Source organism: Acinetobacter genomosp. 15BJ, assembly GCF_000400715.1.
In the GTDB taxonomy this organism is placed as follows: Bacteria; Pseudomonadota; Gammaproteobacteria; order Pseudomonadales; family Moraxellaceae; genus Acinetobacter.
Window position 1 is genome coordinate 1,702,033 of record NZ_KE007347.1, and the last position, 17,480, is coordinate 1,719,512.

The following is a 17,480-nucleotide window of genomic DNA, read 5'->3' on the forward strand; positions in this document are numbered from 1 at the left end:
TTAGCTATGTTTCCAAGGTACTGCAGGTGAGCCAATCCATGCTGATTTTGCAGGAATATTCTCTCCTTTCATTACCAATGTCAGTGGACCCAATACCGCATGATCAGCCACATTGGCATTGTATAAAATAATACTACGCGAATTCACCACCACATCATTGCCAATATTGACTTGACCAATTTTCATGATGCGGTCTTCAAATAGATGCGTTTGTGGTCCAGAAAAGCTATTAAACTCAGCACGGTCTCCAATCTTCACACAGTCAAATTCAGTGATGTCTGCGGTATCCAGATAGACATCCTTACCAATTTTTACCCCTAACAGGCGTAGAAAGAATGGCAACATCGGTGTTCCTCTTAAATAATTCAAGAAGTTTGGAATCGCAACAGATTCATAGAGACTGGTAATGCCTTCACTTAACCAAACGAACATGGTCCACATTGGTGCTGAACGTGGTTGATAGCGTCCAATTAAAGCCCATTTCAATACGGTCACGATGACAAAACAACCGACACCGTATAACAGTCCAGCCATAGTTAAAGCCAATAGCCCCATCGCAATACTATAGTCATTAATGACATCAATCACTTCTAAAACAATCATATAACCTACACCAATGGCTAGTGCTGTCGGTAATACAATACGTAAACCCTCAATCAACCCTCGCATGAAACGGCGTTTGATACTTGGTTTAAAAGTCAAATGATCTGGATATTGCGCTGCTGCTTCACGCGCTGGCAACAGTAAAGGTGGTGAACCGAACCATGTTTGACCTGAATACATTTCTCGGTTATCTGGCGTTTTCGATTGCACGCCAATCAAAACATTATCAGGTAATACCGTACCATCCGCGATATAGGCGCTATTCCCAACAAAGCTACGATTCCCGATTTGAGTGGATTTCAACGACATCCAGCCGCCTTTAATCTCTTCGTCGCCTAACATCACCGCATCTGCAATAAAGCTCTCTTCACCTAGGGTCAGCATTTCAGGAATCACACCTGTAGCCGTCGAAATTTCTGTATTTTTCCCCACCTTCGCACCCAACATACGGAACCATGTCGGAGCATATAAAGTGGCGAACAAGCCATGTAAAGTCTGCAAACTGGTTTCTAAAATCTGAGCTGCAAACCATTTACGATAATAAGTACCACCATGTATGGCATAAGTGCCTGTCTCTAAACGCGGTAATACAATCTTACGTATTGCCGATGAAATTAATGCGGTAATGATCATCATCATGGCACTGGCAGGAATGGCAAGAATAAAATAGTACAGCGCGATTTGAACATGATTATTCGGGTCAATATTAAACACATTAACATCTAACCAATCGACCAATAAGAAGCTTGGAAAAATCGGAATAAAGAACAAACATGCAATGATTAAAGCACTGATACTGTAATAGCCATATTCAGAAAATTTGCGTAGTAAAAATAATTTTGGTCGTGCTGCCAATGATTCAAGCTCATCAATATGGCCTATTTTTTTCGCTGGTGTTCCGTCCCAAATTTCGCCTGCGGGTACCGTCGTCCCATATTCAATTGAGGTTAAAGCATTGACATGCGCTTGCGGTTCTAACACGGTATTTTCTTCCAATACTGCATAAGAGCCCACATAACTGTCTTGTTTGAGTTGGATTGAACCTAATACCAACTGCCCATGCTCAACCTTAGCATTTTCCAAATTAACATTTGAACCAACACTGACACCATCTTCAATCTTTAACAGGGATGGCATACGGATATGAACAGAGCTAATGCTGACATCATGCCCAATTTTTGCACCAAGTGCTTTAAGATATAAATTCAGTAAGGTTGAACCTGAGAGTAAATATACAGGTGAAATACTGCTGATTCGATCAGCTAACCACCAACGGAAATACGTCATTCCCCATAATGGATAACGGCCTGCACCAATCCCTAACATCAATAAACGTTTTACCGTAATTGAAACTGCAAAACTGGCAATAATCACACTGATATAGACCAGCAAAGACAGCACGATTGCATAAGGAATACTGTCTCGTGTGCCGCCTGTGAAATAGTGATAAGTAAAGAATGGTGCCAACCATTGCAGAATATTGATCGAGATCAGTACAGGAATCGTCACAGCCTGTGCAATCCCACAAAGCCATTTATAGCTTTGATTGCGCGGATTGTTTTGTCCAATCTGACGATCAAATAATGAAGGTTCAGGTTGTTCTAACATTAAAGCTGCAATCGCCCCGACTTTTCTGGCCTGATATAAGCTTTGAATGGTCAGATGGCTATATTGAGGGTGTTCACGTAAATTCGAGATCAGTACTGCAGCGAGTAAGGAATGGCCTCCGAGATCATCAAAGAAATCAGAGTCTAACTTGATGGGGATATTCGGAAATAAACGATTCAAAATCTCAAATAATATTTGTTCAGCTTCATTCTGTGGCTGGTCTGATTCACTCCGGTCAATCACACTGGTTAATGGGCGAGCCTTCAATGCCTTACGATCAAGTTTTCCAGACAATAAACGTGGCACTTCTTCAATAATTTCAAAGCGATTTGGCACCATATACGGTGGTAAACGCTGACTAAGCTGGTATCTAAGCTGCTTAATTTCAATCGCTTGTTTTGCCTCTAATTCTGGTGCAATAAAAGCAATCAACTGATCAATACCATCTTCAGCTCTTAGAATGACTGCTGCCGTTCCAATTCCATCCAGATCACATAGCGCTGCTTCAATTTCACCGAGTTCGACACGGAAACCCCGAATTTTGATTTGATCATCGGCACGGCCTAAACAATGCACCTGACCAAACTCATCAATTTTGGCGAGGTCTCCTGTGCGATACAAGCTGATTTCATCCTCATTATTTGCCCAAGGATTCTCAATAAATTTGTCTGCAGTTAAATCAGCTCGACCTAAATAACCTTGTGCGACACTCGGTCCAAAAATACACAACTCACCTGTTTCGCCTTGAGCCAATAGCTCTCGCTCTGCATTAATCACCAACATGCCATAGTTGGGCAATGGCTTACCAATGGTGACGGGCTTGCCCTGCTGTAATAATTCTAAGCTGGCAGATACTGTTGTTTCAGTTGGACCATAGGTATTAAACATTTGATGATGTGGTAAGGCCCAACGTTCCACCAATGAATCAGGGCACATTTCCCCGCCTAGGTTGATAATACGCAAGTTCGGGACATCTTCGGGAAATAAGGCCAACAAGGTAGGTACCGCATGTAATACGGTAATCTGTTGTTGTTTCAGCGTTTGACATAACCGTTCTGGATCACTGACTAAGGATTTTGGTGCAATCCACAAGCTTGCACCTACCAGATAAGATAACCAGATTTCTTCAAAAGACATATCAAAAGCAACGGAGAACCCTTGATAGACCTTATCCTGTTCCTGAATCCCTAAAATACTGTTTTCACTGCGCAGGAAATGACAAATATTTTTCTGGGTGATCACAATGCCTTTCGGCTTTCCTGTTGAGCCCGAGGTATAAATAATATAGGCAGGCTGTTCAGGCGTGGTTTTGGCTAATTCCACAGTCTCATGCAGTGGCCACTGCAATTCAGTATTGGTCCATTTGCTCTGTGGGACGTCTTGTAGATGTTCATACCATTCATCACTGGTAATCATCCCCACTGCTGCTGCATCTTCAAGACAAACGGCGATTCGATCTGCGGGTGTATCCATATCAAATGGTAACCAAGCTGCTCCGCTCAGACAAATCGCCAACTGAGATTTTAATAATTCAATACCACGTGGCAGCCATAAGCCAATAATATCTCCAGCTTTTACCCCCTTAAGGGTCAAATGCTGCGCCATGACCAAGGCTTGCTGGTAGAGCTCACCATAGCTCAGCTTTTGTTCAGCCTCGATCAAGGCAATTTTTTCTGGAAATGTCTGTGCCGTCTGAATAAAAATATCAGCAAGGACTTCATGCTGTAAAAATTCTGGGTGGTACTTACCACGAATAATATTTTTTGCGCTCATCACACATTGGTTCATTTTTATACTCTCTTTAATGTTCTGATTTAGCTAAAGACGAAATGAGGTATTCGTATTAGCTGCTAAATTAAAGAGAGCAACTTAAAACAACATTAAAGTGTGATGTCTGAATAAACAATAAAAACCTGAACAGAACAAAAGTGATCAATCTGACCACTTTTCAGCTAAATTATGAACAAATTACCCCATTTATGTTGGGTGAAGTTTTTGCATCTAAGGACACAATTGACAGAGCCATTGCATCAATAACTCGACTCAATGAACTACTCGCACCACTCACAATGTCTTGTATCTGATTGTTCTTACCTGATACTGGCTGAGTAAAAGTCATACGACATGCCAACTGCTGATTTTGGGTTGAGTTCTGATCTAAGGTGATATTTGGATCATTACGCTTAATGATCCACGCAACAGAAACTTCAACATTTTTGTTCGCGATATCGGATGTATTAATGATATCAAAATGTGAAAAGTCGGTTGCAACACGATAAGACACCTTGCCACCCACCATACCGCTATTATAACGGTCAACCGCACCAAGCTTTTGCTGTAGACCAGCAGACAGGTTATCTCTTAATTCAGCCCCAAGCGTAGACGTCCAACGCTCGTTTTCCATGATTTTAGATTTACCCGCTGCATCCTGTATCACGATAGGCGCACGATTGATACGATCCGGCAATCCAACAGGCAATACTTCAATGACCTTGACCTTTGAACTTGGCAATGGAGAAACTTTGCTTGCCAAGGTGTAATAATTCGGTGTGGGTGAACCCGAACAGGCTGTGAGCAACACCGCAGCAGATAAGATGCTCACGCTGCTGAGCACTCCTGCTACAGCAGATGAATGTTTAGCGATGACTGTTCTTATCATTTGTTTGCCTCTGCTTTTTTACCCCGAATCAGTGATTCAGGATGCTGTTCAATATAATCAGCCATTAATTGTAAAGATGCCGCAGCTCGGGTCATTTGCTGCAATGCTTTACGCACATCCTGCTGCATCGGTGCATCACTGGATAAAATAGATTCACTCGATTGCATGGTTTTACGCACATCATTCAGTGTCGCTTGCAAACCTGGTGCAACTTTGCCATCTAACTGTTTCACCAATTTGTCAGTCGACTCAATGGTGGTATTCATATTATTAAGCGTCTTACGAACATCTTGCCCAATCTCTTCGAGTGGGAACTTACTCACTTTATCCGCGATTTGTGAAACTTGCGCCTGTAAGCCACTCAACTCTGTTGCAGTGGTTGGTACTTCAACACGTCCATCTGGTCTCGTAATTAAAGAAGCTGCTTTGGCTTTTGGAAACTTATCAAAGGCAATGTAGTTCTGACCTGTTAATAAATTACCCGTCCGCATCTGTGCACGCCAACCTCTCTCAATAAAGTATTTAAAAATTTCGCCATCTGGATCAAGTTCTTTGCCATGCGCTAAACGCGATGGATAAATCACAGCATCCACGCGCATTCTTAAATGCGTATAAGACCGATCAAATTCGACATTAATTGCTTTAACATTACCAATCTCGATGCCCATAAAGTCAATTGGTGCACCCGCGGTTAAACCACGAAGTGAATGATCAAAATACATAATAATTGGACGCGGCTTACCATCAGGCTCTTTCATCGCCTCTTTACGAGAATCTGATAAAGTAAAATAACTATTGTCTGGTGCAATAGCGCCAGCAGAATTTTCTGGATAACCAAAGGCAATACCGCCCGCAATAATACTGGCAAGCGATTGCGTATCCAGATTAAATCCTGACGCATTTAAGGTCACATCGACTCCACTGGCCTGCCAAAAACGCGCATCTGTGGTTACGAACTTATCATAAGGAGATTGAATAAAGGTTTGTAGTTCAACACTTTTTCCATCTGCTGCCAATTTATATGCCGTAATCTGCCCAACATTAATTCTGCGATAGTAAATCGGCACGCCTACATCAAGTGACCCCAAGTCCTGCGCTTTTAAGAAAAAGACCTTGCCCGGTATATCCGATGACACTACTGGTGGGACTTCAAGCCCAGTAAAATTCTCTTGCTTCTGTTCAGCCTTCCCCCCATCGACTTCAATGTATGCCCCTGAGAGTAAGGTATCAATACCCGAAATACCGCCCGTTCCGACTCTTGGCCTCACCACCCAAAAACGCGAATCTTTGGCAGCAAAATTACTGGCATCTTTGCGTAATTCAATTTTGGCAATGACATGCGATCGGTCATCCGAAAGATCAATTTGTCGAACCAAGCCAATATCGACCTGTTTATAGCGTACCGTGGTTTTCCCTGCAACCAAGCCTTCTGCTGTTCGGAAAGACACTTCGATGGTTGGGCCAGTATCCAAAATGGCTTTTGCTGCAAGCGAAAGTGCGATTAAAAGCGCAACAAATGGAACCAGCCAAATGAGCGCAGGTCTCCAACGTCCCTTCTTTTTTTCAGGTTCGTCAAAGATTGCATCGTTCTGCGTTAACACCGTAGTATTTTCTTCAGAATCTTGGCTATTCGGGGTATTTTCTGACATAGTGATCTTTCTTTTATAGGTCAAAAATAAGGCTCATCTTCAATCTTAACTTTTTAATTGATGAATCGCCGTTCCTTTCAAATGATTTGATTGTTGCGCATTCGCATGATGCGCCTTGAAATAATTGTCCCAAATAATTCTTGGATCAAAACTGAGTGAAGCAAACATGGTCAACACCACCACAGCACCAAAAGCCACTGCACCCGGCCCAGCCAATATAGTTGCAAGCGACTGAATCTGAATCAGTGCCGTCAATAATGCAACCACAAAGACATCAATCATGGACCAACGCCCAATAAATTCAACAATACGATACATCAGCGCACATTGTTCAGGGGTAAAATGCCATTTTGAGGAAGATTGCATATAGACTGAAATTAATAAAAAAATCAGAATCAATAATTTTAAAATCGGGATAAAAATACTGGCCATAAAAATAACCACAGACACCAGATAATCACTATTTTGCCAAAAATAGATCACACCACTGATAATGGTATCTTGCTGACGCCCCAACAAAGAATCTGTTACCGTCATGGGTAGCACATTCGCTGGAATATATAAAATTGCTGCAGCGACCACCAAAGCAAAAGTACGATTTAAACTTTGTGGTTTACGTGAATGCAAAGTACTTTTACATCTCAAACATTGAGCATGATTTTGCTGATCTGTGTGACTTCCTACAGAATTGAGTAATCCACAGCAATGACATTGAATGAGCCCGACCTGTTTTGCCCTGACATAATTTTTGATCTGTAAATCAACATCGGAAAGGTGTTCTACAATTGAACCGATCTCAGTGTCATGGTCGTGTTTTTGCTTCATCCCAAACTCCGATCAACTTCATCCCAGATATCTTTAATCTTTACCGAAGCAATATAGACCAAAAGCACGCTCAATAATGTAAACGCCCAGAGTGCAACACCAGGAATGACGGTGACCATCCCCACAAGTTTGACCAAGGTTACAAGTACACCAATTAAAAAGACCTCAACCATTCCCCATGTCCGAAACAGAAATAAGGCTCTCAGTGCCAAAGTCAAAAATTGAGGCCTAATCTTCAACACACTAATAAAGAAAAGCACATAGCTCAGCAATAACAGCTCAATTAAAGGAACAATAAAAGTTGTAATCAGAATCAAAACACCGACCAATGCACGATCAATATGAAACATAGTCCATGCAGCACCGATTAAAGTGGTCTGAGAGGTATTACCCTGTAGCTCAACAATAACGATGGGAAAACTATTGGCAATCACAAAAACAATCAAAGCGGTAATGACCAAGGCAAGCAAAGATGAAAAAGATCGACTTCGACGATATAACTCTGCACCACAACAGGTGCAATATGCCCGTTCACCCGATGCAAGCTCAACCCTGCGATATATTGCATCGCATTCTTCACAACCCGCCAGTTCATTGAGTCTGACTTGCTGACCAATCACTAAGGATGGATTATTTTTATTCGCCATAAAGTCAAACTCATCACACAGATTCTTTGTTGTTTAAGAAATCGACTTAACCCATTTATACCTTTTATTTTTGCAATCACAACTAAGGACTATATTTCTTACACAATATGTAAACAAATCATCATCTAAAAGCATTCTTAATCATACCAATTGATGGCTTGTTCCGTCTTTATCTGCAAGATCATAGCTCAGGTACGGGTAGTCTATCACCGACCACACGGCAGCCCTATCATCATGCATAAAAAAGACGAATAGGTTGCAGATTACGCCTACAACCTATTCGTCTATATGCTTATTTTTTAAATTAAATTTTATTTAAACTGCTTTGTTTTTATAAAAAATATTGTAGCTCGCATAGCAGGCAATAATAAACAGGACACAACAGACAAAACCCACTTGCATTGATGGATCAGTCACCATACTGATACAGGTGATCACACAGAATACCCCACCTAAAATCGGTGTCAGTGGAAATAAAGGGGCTGCAAATTTAAGATCTTTGACTGTTTTACCTGATTTAATCCATTGTCTACGGAAGTTAAATTGAGAGACACAAATTGAAATCCACACCACCACCATGGTAAAGGCAGCCACACCCAATAAATTTTTAAAAATCGTTTCAGGTGCAAAATGTTCTGACAATAAACCCGGAATTGCGCCAAACATGGTCACGATAATGGCAATAATCGGTGTACCTGAACGGGTCAACTTTGAAAACACTTTTGGCAACTGCTTCTTCTCTGACAATGACCACATCATCCGCGATGCAGCAAACAAACCTGAGTTCGCCGCAGATAAAAGCGCGGTAATAATCACAAAACGAATAATATCTTCTGCGTATGGAATGCCAATGTAATTAAATACCGTAACAAATGGGCTATTGCTGACACTGTTGGCATTTATACCTGCCATTTCATAAGGCAGTAATGCACAAATCACCACAATAGTACCCACAAAGAAAATCAATAAACGCCAGATCGCGGCATTGATTGCTTTAGGTACTGTTTTCGCTGGTTCTTCTGCTTCACCTGCCGCGACACCAATCAACTCTGTACCAGAGAATGCAAAGTTCACGATCAACATGGTCGCAAAAATTGGGAAAATACCATTTGGAAACCAGCCATGTTCCGTCAACTTACTGAACAACGGTGCCGACTCATGCCCATGATAAGAAATAAAGCCAAAGATAGCGGCTAAACCCAATCCAATAAAACAGATAATCGTCAGGACTTTAACCAAAGACAACCAGAATTCTGACTCAGCAAATAATCGTGTCGAACTGACATTCAAGCTAAACACCAGCCCTGCAAATAATAAGGTCCACGTCCACATGGAAATAGACGGAAACCATTCCTGCATCAATAAAGCAGCGGCTGTAAATTCAGTCCCTAACGTTGCAGTCCACGTCAGCCAATACAACCACGTGATCATATAGCCTGTTCCTGGACCAATATAAGTTCTGGCATATTCACCAAAAGAACCTGAAACTGGCATCTGTACAGCGAGTTCACCTAAACACAGCATCACCATGTATGCAATTACACCACCCAGTAGGTAAGAGAGAATCGCACCGACTGGACCAGCCTGAGAAATGACATCGCCAGAGCCTAAAAACAGCCCTGTTCCAATTGCACCACCTAAAGAAATCATGACCAAATGACGTTTGGTCATGGCACGTTTCAATGGTTTACCCACTTCAGTCTCTGCGCTTGAAGTTTCCGATAAACTGGCAACATCCTGCTGTGGTACATATTGTCCACTCAGGACTTCGCCTGAGGGAAATGTCTTTTCGTTATTGTTACTCATACACGGTCACTCCAACTGTATTCTTATGACAACCTGTCCTTGCTGTTTCACTTTCATAAAAACGAATATCTAAACGATATTCTTTGACACGTTTTGTTCTATTGAACATCCATATTCAAACTCCATTTCATCTATTCCTTGCCAACAGTTAAACGATTAAGTCGGCGACTGTTTATTCAATTTCTTTTAAAATCAGTCCAGCCCGAAGCCCTGTTTTTACCTTGGGGTTTGGAAATAAAATCCAAACTTGTTGATCATGCGCGACATAATTCCCAGCCTGTTGTGTTGCAATCAACTCACCTTTCTGAAAAGTAGAGAAGTTTGGTGCGTCAGCACTCAATTTAAGCTGAAAATCTTCACTTTGTTTTAATACTGAATCCACCACCTTAAACTGGCGAATTGTGTGCTTCTGTCGAGCGGGCAATGCTTGATCTGCAAGGACTGCACGTAGCATCTGGTCAGTACTGGCAAACTGGGCTAAATCATTGGCTCCAAAAGGTTTGGCCTTGCCTAGCTCCAAAGTACTACTCGCTGCCTGAAATTTTTCAGCAGTAAAGTGAGTAAAGGTTTTGCCTGCTGCATTGTGATAGACCAAGGCATCCAGATCAGCCGCCTTCAGACTTTGAATGAGGAATTCATCATAAGGCTTAGTTTGGTATGGAAATAAGGCAAAAATAGGCAGCAATGAGGCACGAATTGCCGTATGCAAGTCATAATGATAGCGCTGCGCTTGAGGCTGACTTTGTTCAAAAAACTGTGCTGTCACTTGTTCTAAGTGAGCGGCCCGTTCAGTTTCCTGATCTTGGGCTAATTGCAGATAGGCACCACAGAACATGCGGTTCATATCATTTTCCAGATAGCGCAATCCATGTCGAATCGCTTCAGGATTCCCCAACACAAACAGTACTCGTACTGCAAGCGTTAAACGCTCGGCAAATAGATCATGAATAATCTGGTCCAATAGCTCGATCGGTGCGGTTTCATTACCATGAATCCCAGCAGAAAGCAGCATGGTCTTTCCATAGTTTGTCTTCGGTGTACATTGCAATAGCCCTTCACCTAGCCATTGCCATGTAAATCCCATTGTCTCACCTTGCATCTGCACAGGCATTCGTTGCGTTAAAGTCAACGTTAATAGATCAACCATGTACTTTCATCCTTAAAAGCCGTTGTTTACTGTTTATCTTTGGAAGTGATAAACCGAACCTAAAGCTAAAATTTTGGTTAACTCATCTAATGCGGTACGGCTCTCGATCAATAAACTTGGATCGGCCAAATCCTCTTGTGTTAACTCATCACGATAATGCTGATCCACCCACTGATTCAGCGTTTTGAACAATGCATCATTCATGAATAAGTTTGGATTTACAGCAGCTAGTTCAGCTTCATTCACTGCAACACGCAATCGCAAACATGCAGGTCCACCGCCATTACGCATACTTTCACGCAGATCAAATACCTTGATGTCATCAATTGGCGTGCCCATTTGAATCATGTCATTCAAATAGCTCCACACTGCTTTGTTGTGACGTGATTCCTCTGGTACCACAATGCTCATGCCACCATCTGCACGAGTCAAAATCTGGCTGTTGAATAAATAAGTCGAGACTGCATCTTCAACGCTGACACGATTGTCTGGGACTTCAATCGAGATAAAATCTTGTTCGATCCCCGCCATCTTTTTACGAATTTCATCCAAGGCATCAGCCTGATTCAAAAATGCCTGTTGGTGGTGAAACAAGACCTGCTGATTACTCACGGCGATGACATCGTTATGGAATACACCTTGATCAATCACATCTGGATTTTGCTGAATGAACACGGTTCGTTTCGCATCTAAACGATGTAAACGGGCAATTGCTTCACTTGCCTCGCGGGTTTGACGCGCAGGAAATTTTTGCGGTGCAACCGTTCCACCCAGTTGTTGCTGTCCATAAACAAAAACCTGTACACCCGCCTGATCATATCCACCACCAAGACGGTTATGATTGGCTGCCCCTTCATCGCCAAACAAGGCTGCTTCTGGCAGTGCTTCGTGGTGCGCGAAATATACATCATTATTGAACATCGCTTGAAGAATACGTGTCGTCGTATGATGCTCAATTGATCGATGGAACTTATTATTTAAGTTTGCAGCGGTAAAATGCATACGTCCGTCAGCACTATCTGCTGATGGTGACACCGTACACGAGTTGGCCGTCCACATCGAAGAAGCTGAACTCAACGATGACAACAGTGCTGGCGCAGTACGCATCGCTTGGGTAATCACGTCAATATCACTGCCAGTAAAACCCAAACGACGTAGCGTTGGCACATGCGGACGTTCTTGTGGGGCAAATACACCTTGCTTGAGTCCTAAATCCGCAAGGGCTTTCATTTTCTTCAAGCCTTGTTTTGCAGCCAACTTGGGATTTGACGCGTTATTACGGTTCTTGGTCGAGGCAACATTACCAAACGATAAGCCTGCATAATGATGCGTCGGCCCCACTAAACCATCAAAATTGATTTCATAACCTGACATTTTATTCTCCCTGTGTCCCGATACAAGCCGACTTACAGCACAATGCCCGGTGATAATTTTGAAGGTAAAGTAACGCTGTCACTTTCCAGTGAAGCCATTGGCCATGCACTATAGTCTGCTGCATAGAAGGCACTGGCACGATGGTTCCCAGACGCCCCAACACCACCAAATGGTGCAGCACTTGAAGCACCTGTTAATGGTTTATTCCAGTTCACAATGCCTGCACGCGCTTCAATCAGTACACGATCAAATAAATCACGCTCAGGAGACACCAGACCCACTGCCAAACCAAAGCGAGTGTTATTGGCAATGTTCAAGGCTTCATCGAAACTGTTATAACGATAAATCGTGGTCAATGGGCCAAAGTATTCATCATCGGGAATATCGGTCACCTGAGTAAGCTCTAAAATACCCGCCGTAAGCAATGAGCTATCGGCTTGGGGACGGGTCATTTCTAATAATGGTTTTGCGCCCAAGGCAACCAGTTTGCTTTGCGCTGCCAACATTTGTTCTGCTGCATGTGCAGAAATCACTCCGCCCATAAAGGGTTGTGGTTCGGCATTCCACGCACCAACCACTAAGTTCTTCGCCACTTCAACAAAACGTTGAATGAAGGCATCTCCATCGGCACCCTGCTTGACAATAATTCGGCGTGCACAGGTACAACGTTGCCCCGCAGAAACAAAGGCCGATTGAATGGCTAAATTCACCACAGCATCGATATCACTGGCTTCATCTATGATCAGGGCATTATTGCCGCCCATTTCCAAAGCAAGGATTTTCTCAGGTGCACCTGCCATTTGTTTATGCAAGTGATAGCCTGTATTGGCACTGCCCGTGAACAGCAAACCATCAATTTGTTCAGCTGCTGCAAGTGCCTCACCCGTGCTGCGTCCACCTTGTACGATATTCAGCACACCTTTTGGCAGACCCGCTTGCTGCCATAATTTTGCAGTTTCTTCCGCCGTCCAAGGGGTGAGTTCACTCGGTTTAAACACCACGGTATTGCCCGCAATCAATGCAGGAACAATATGGCCATTCGGCAAGTGACCAGGGAAGTTATACGGGCCAAATACAGCCAGAACACCATGTGGTCGGTGACGTAGTGAAGCCACGCCATCAGGCATTTCAGTTTCGCTAAAACCTGTCCGTTGATGATAAGCACGAATCGAAATCGCCACTTTGCCAATCATCGATTGTACTTCAGTCAAGGTTTCCCAAAGCGGTTTACTGGTTTCTTGACTAATCACTTCAGCCAATTGGGTTTTATGCTGTTCTAATAATCCCGCAAAACGTTCAATTGTCGCGATACGGTGTTCTATTGGTAAACGTGCCCATGCAGGAAATGCCTGACGCGCCGCATCGCAAGCCTGTTTTACATCGGCTGGACTTGCTTCATGTCCCGCCCAAATTTGCTGATTGCTGACAGGATTGGTTTTTTCAAATGCGGTTCCTTGTCCTTGAACCCAAGCACCATCAATTAATAATGCACCTTGTGACATTAGTTGTTCTCCATTTTTTCTAATGCTAAAACACGGACTTGATCGTGTTCAGCAATATTCAGTGCCTGTGCTTGTGCTGCCGTCATATGCAAAGTCTCACTTTCATCAACTTTGTTATTGATCAGCAACACGGCGTAATCTTGGTATTGGTCATTGGCAACCAAAAAATGCGTCTCAGTACTTTCGACTTGCTCAGTGAGTTTGACTTTAAGCAAGCGGCTCTCTTTCACAGCCCGCAACTCAGCAGTATTGGCTTCAAGTGTTGGCCCAGCATCAAAAATATCAACATAACCTTGATATTTAAGACCTTCTGACATCAACACTTTTGCCGCAGGCAGTGTATGTGGGTGTACTTCTGCAATCACCTCACGCGCCTCTGAGCTCAGTAGATCTACGTAGACTGGAAATCTCGGCATCAGCTCTGCAATAAAGGCTTTTTGCCCCACACCACTGAGATAATCTGCGGCAGCAAAATCCATATTGAAGAATAAATAGCCCAAGGAATCCCAAAACGGTGACTGTCCATTTTGATCCGAGAAACCACGCATTTCAGCAATCAATCTTTCTTCGAAAAAAGAGCGGAACGCTGCAATAAACAGAAAACGAACTTTGGATAAAAATTTGCCGTTTTGGTTTTTGCGATATTCAGGATCAAGGAACAAGGTACAGAGTTCGCTACACCCAGTATGGTCATTACTTAAAAACAAGGTGTCTAAAGTCTTATACACATTTAAAGCTTTAGAGGCATGCACCTGTTTTGCCACACGAAAGTTGTAGAATGGTTCATTCAACCCGACCGCAACTTCAATTGCACTTACACCCACAATTTTGTGAATGCTGGTGTCTTCCAATACAAATAGATAACTTGCCTCGCACTTTTCGGATAAGCCGTCTAAAGTGCGAGTGGTACGTGTAATACGTTCAGCCAAGATGTCTTTATTTTGTGGTAAGGAAGTCAGGCCAATGCCAGACTCCCCCGCTCGTTGCGCTAAACGATAAATATCATCTAAGTCCCGATGCGCTGCATGTCGAACAATCATCATGGGCAGATGCTCACAGCAGACTTAGAGGCGTGCTAATGCACGAACAAAACGGCTTAGACCTTCATCAATATCGTGTTGAGGAATGATCAATGAAGGGGTAAAACGAACTACATCTGCACCTGCGACCAAGGCCAATAGACCTTCTTCACCCGCTAAGGTCACGATATTCTTCGCTTTACCTGCGTGTTCATCTTTCAATACACAGCCGATTAACAAGCCTTGACCACGGATTTCTTTGAACAATCCATACTCAGTATTGATTTTGTTTAAGGCATCGATGAAATATTGGTGACGTTGTTTAACGCCATCTAACACTTCTGGTGTATTGATAAATTCAAATACCGCACCAGCAACCGCACAAGCCAATGGATTTCCACCATATGTGGTACCATGATCGCCAACTGCATACATGTTGGCATAATGATCTGTAGTGATCATTGCACCAATCGGGAAGCCACCACCCAATGCTTTTGCAGTGGTCAAAATGTCAGGCGTCACCCCTGTATTCATATAGGCATACAATGAACCTGTACGGCCCACACCCGTTTGTACTTCATCAAAAATCAGCACAGCACCTTTTTCATCACACAGCGTGCGTAAACCTTTTAAGAATTCGATATCTGCTGGCAGAACACCACCTTCACCCTGAATCGGTTCTACAATCACCGCACAAGTATTTTCGGTAATGACAGCTTTTGCTGCTTCAAGGTCATTAAACGCAGTGTGTTCAATACCGCCTGGTAGAGGTGCAAAGTCTTGAGAATATTTTGGCTGACCACCTGCCGTTACAGTAAACAAAGTACGACCGTGGAAGGCATTTTTAAATGCAACAATCTGGTTCTTGTTTGCATTGCCACTCAGCAAACCGACTTTACGCGCCAGTTTTAATGCTGCTTCGTTGGCTTCTGCGCCAGAGTTACAGAAAAAGACTTTGTCAGCAAAAGTACTATCCACCAATTGTTTCGCAAGGCGTAATACAGGCTCGTTGGTATAACCATTCCCAATGTGCCAAAGCTTTTGCGCTTGTTCAGTTAAGGCTTTTACTGCAACAGGATGTGCATGACCCAAGGCATTTACCGCGATCCCACCTGCAAAATCAATATATTCTTTATCGTTCTGGTCCCAAAGACGTGATCCTTCGCCACGCACTAAAATGAAATTTGCTGGGGCAAAAACTGGAACCATCCAATCATTAAAATTGCTACGTGTAATTGCGACTTCGCTCATTTTATTTACTCACTTCCTGTTTAATCTTCAGGCTTGTTAAATGCTCAACAAGCCCTTCACTTTAATTTTATAAATGACTTAACCTGGGAAAATACCGCGTTCTTTACGCGCTTTCAGAATACGTTCACATGCCAAAATATAAGCTGCGGTACGTAAGCTACATTCCTTCTGTGCTGCCGTGTTCCAAACATCAGCAATCGCTTGGATCATCAACTTATCAAGACGTTCATTGATTTCATCCTCGGTCCAGAAGTAACTCGCCATATCTTGAACCCATTCAAAATAACTGACGGTTACACCACCCGCGTTACAGATCACGTCAGGAACAACGGTAATGTCGCGACTCACAAATACATCATCTGCTTCTGGATAGGTTGGGCCGTTCGCGCCTTCCAGTACGATTTTTGCTTTTAGTTTTTGTGCACGTTCAACCGTAATCTGACTTTCCAATGCTGCTGGAATGAGAATATCCATATCAACCGTCCAGAATTCTTCATCTGAAATCACAGTTGAATCGGCAAAGCCCATCACACCACCTGTTTCAACGACATACTTTTGCAATGCTTTAACATCCAAGCCTTCTGCATTGAAAATAGTACCGGTATGGTCTTGTACAGCAACGATCTTTGCGCCTGCATGGCTAAACAAATAAGCCGCTTCATTACCGACGTTACCAAAGCCTTGCACAGCGACTTTGCTGCCCTCAATCGGTAATTTAATGCGTTCCGCAACCTGCATACCCGTTACGAATACTCCACGGCCTGTTGCACGAACACGACCAAGTGAACCACCTAAATGTACAGGTTTGCCTGTGACCACACCTGTTACGGTATGACCTTTGATACTTGAATAGGTATCCATCATCCAGCCCATAATATTGGCATTGGTGCCAACATCTGGTGCAGGAATATCAATTTGAGGGCCAATGATTGGACTGATTTCACTGGTGAAACGACGAGTTAAACGTTCTAATTCACGCGGTGAAAGTTCTTTTGGATTCACACGGATACCACCTTTGGCACCACCGAACGGCAGATTCAATACTGCGGTTTTAATGGTCATCCATGCAGACAAAGCCATTACTTCATTCAGTTCAACATCTTGGTGATAGCGAATACCGCCTTTACCTGGACCACGTGATAAATTGTGCTGTACACGGTAACCTTCAAAATGGCGAATTGAACCATCGTCCATCACGATTGGAACATCAACGATAAGCGTACGCTTTGGGGTTTTCAGTGTGTTGACAAAGTTACTGAGGTCAGCATCCAAATAAGGTGCCACTCGATCTACTTGAGTGAGAAAAGTTTGCCAAGCACTGCCATTTTGAGCCGCATATGATAAAGACATCATCTATTCCTTAATTAATCAATTGTCCCTGTTATTCACA

At 43.0% G+C, this 17,480-nt stretch carries 12 protein-coding genes; all 12 read right to left on the reverse strand.

Annotated elements, in window-relative coordinates:
* Positions 1–3,999: a delta-poly-L-ornithine synthetase PosA gene (gene posA / locus F896_RS06235; RefSeq protein ID WP_016164344.1), complete on the reverse strand. Its 3,999-nt coding sequence runs from the start codon at positions 3,997–3,999 to the stop codon at positions 1–3.
* Positions 4,000–4,168: 169 nt separating this feature from the next.
* Positions 4,169–4,870, reverse strand: coding sequence for a PqiC family protein (locus F896_RS06230; protein WP_016164345.1), 702 nt, complete (start codon positions 4,868–4,870; stop codon positions 4,169–4,171).
* Positions 4,867–6,519, reverse strand: a complete 1,653-nt coding sequence (locus F896_RS06225) for a PqiB family protein (protein ID WP_032882290.1) — start codon at positions 6,517–6,519, stop codon at positions 4,867–4,869. The genes F896_RS06230 and F896_RS06225 overlap by 4 nt, the downstream gene beginning before the upstream one ends.
* A gap of 45 nt (positions 6,520–6,564) precedes the next feature.
* Complete coding sequence (locus F896_RS06220) at positions 6,565–7,344, reverse strand: paraquat-inducible protein A (RefSeq protein WP_016164347.1); 780 nt, start codon at positions 7,342–7,344, stop codon at positions 6,565–6,567.
* On the reverse strand, positions 7,341–7,991 hold the full coding sequence (locus F896_RS06215) for a paraquat-inducible protein A (RefSeq protein WP_016164348.1): 651 nt from the start codon (positions 7,989–7,991) through the stop codon (positions 7,341–7,343). The genes F896_RS06220 and F896_RS06215 overlap by 4 nt, the downstream gene beginning before the upstream one ends.
* Before the next feature lie 315 nt (positions 7,992–8,306).
* Positions 8,307–9,797, reverse strand: a complete 1,491-nt coding sequence (locus F896_RS06210; RefSeq protein ID WP_016164349.1) for an amino acid permease — start codon at positions 9,795–9,797, stop codon at positions 8,307–8,309.
* Between the two features lie 172 nt (positions 9,798–9,969).
* Entirely contained in the window at positions 9,970–10,944 is a 975-nt protein-coding gene (gene astE, locus F896_RS06205) for a succinylglutamate desuccinylase (RefSeq protein WP_016164350.1), read from the reverse strand.
* A 33-nt stretch (positions 10,945–10,977) separates the two neighbouring features.
* On the reverse strand, positions 10,978–12,318 hold the full coding sequence (gene astB / locus F896_RS06200) for an N-succinylarginine dihydrolase (RefSeq protein ID WP_016164351.1): 1,341 nt from the start codon (positions 12,316–12,318) through the stop codon (positions 10,978–10,980).
* Between the two features lie 32 nt (positions 12,319–12,350).
* The gene (gene astD / locus F896_RS06195; RefSeq protein WP_016164352.1) at positions 12,351–13,820 is read right to left on the reverse strand and encodes a succinylglutamate-semialdehyde dehydrogenase; all 1,470 of its coding nucleotides are present in this window, start codon (positions 13,818–13,820) and stop codon (positions 12,351–12,353) included.
* Positions 13,820–14,863: an arginine N-succinyltransferase gene (astA, locus tag F896_RS06190; protein ID WP_016164353.1), complete on the reverse strand. Its 1,044-nt coding sequence runs from the start codon at positions 14,861–14,863 to the stop codon at positions 13,820–13,822. The genes astD and astA overlap by 1 nt, the downstream gene beginning before the upstream one ends.
* Positions 14,864–14,884: 21 nt before the next feature.
* Positions 14,885–16,090: an aspartate aminotransferase family protein gene (locus F896_RS06185; protein WP_016164354.1), complete on the reverse strand. Its 1,206-nt coding sequence runs from the start codon at positions 16,088–16,090 to the stop codon at positions 14,885–14,887.
* Between the two features lie 78 nt (positions 16,091–16,168).
* A complete protein-coding gene (locus F896_RS06180) occupies positions 16,169–17,443 on the reverse strand; it encodes a Glu/Leu/Phe/Val family dehydrogenase (protein WP_171069667.1) in 1,275 nt (424 codons plus the stop codon).
* Positions 17,444–17,480 lie beyond the last annotated feature (37 nt).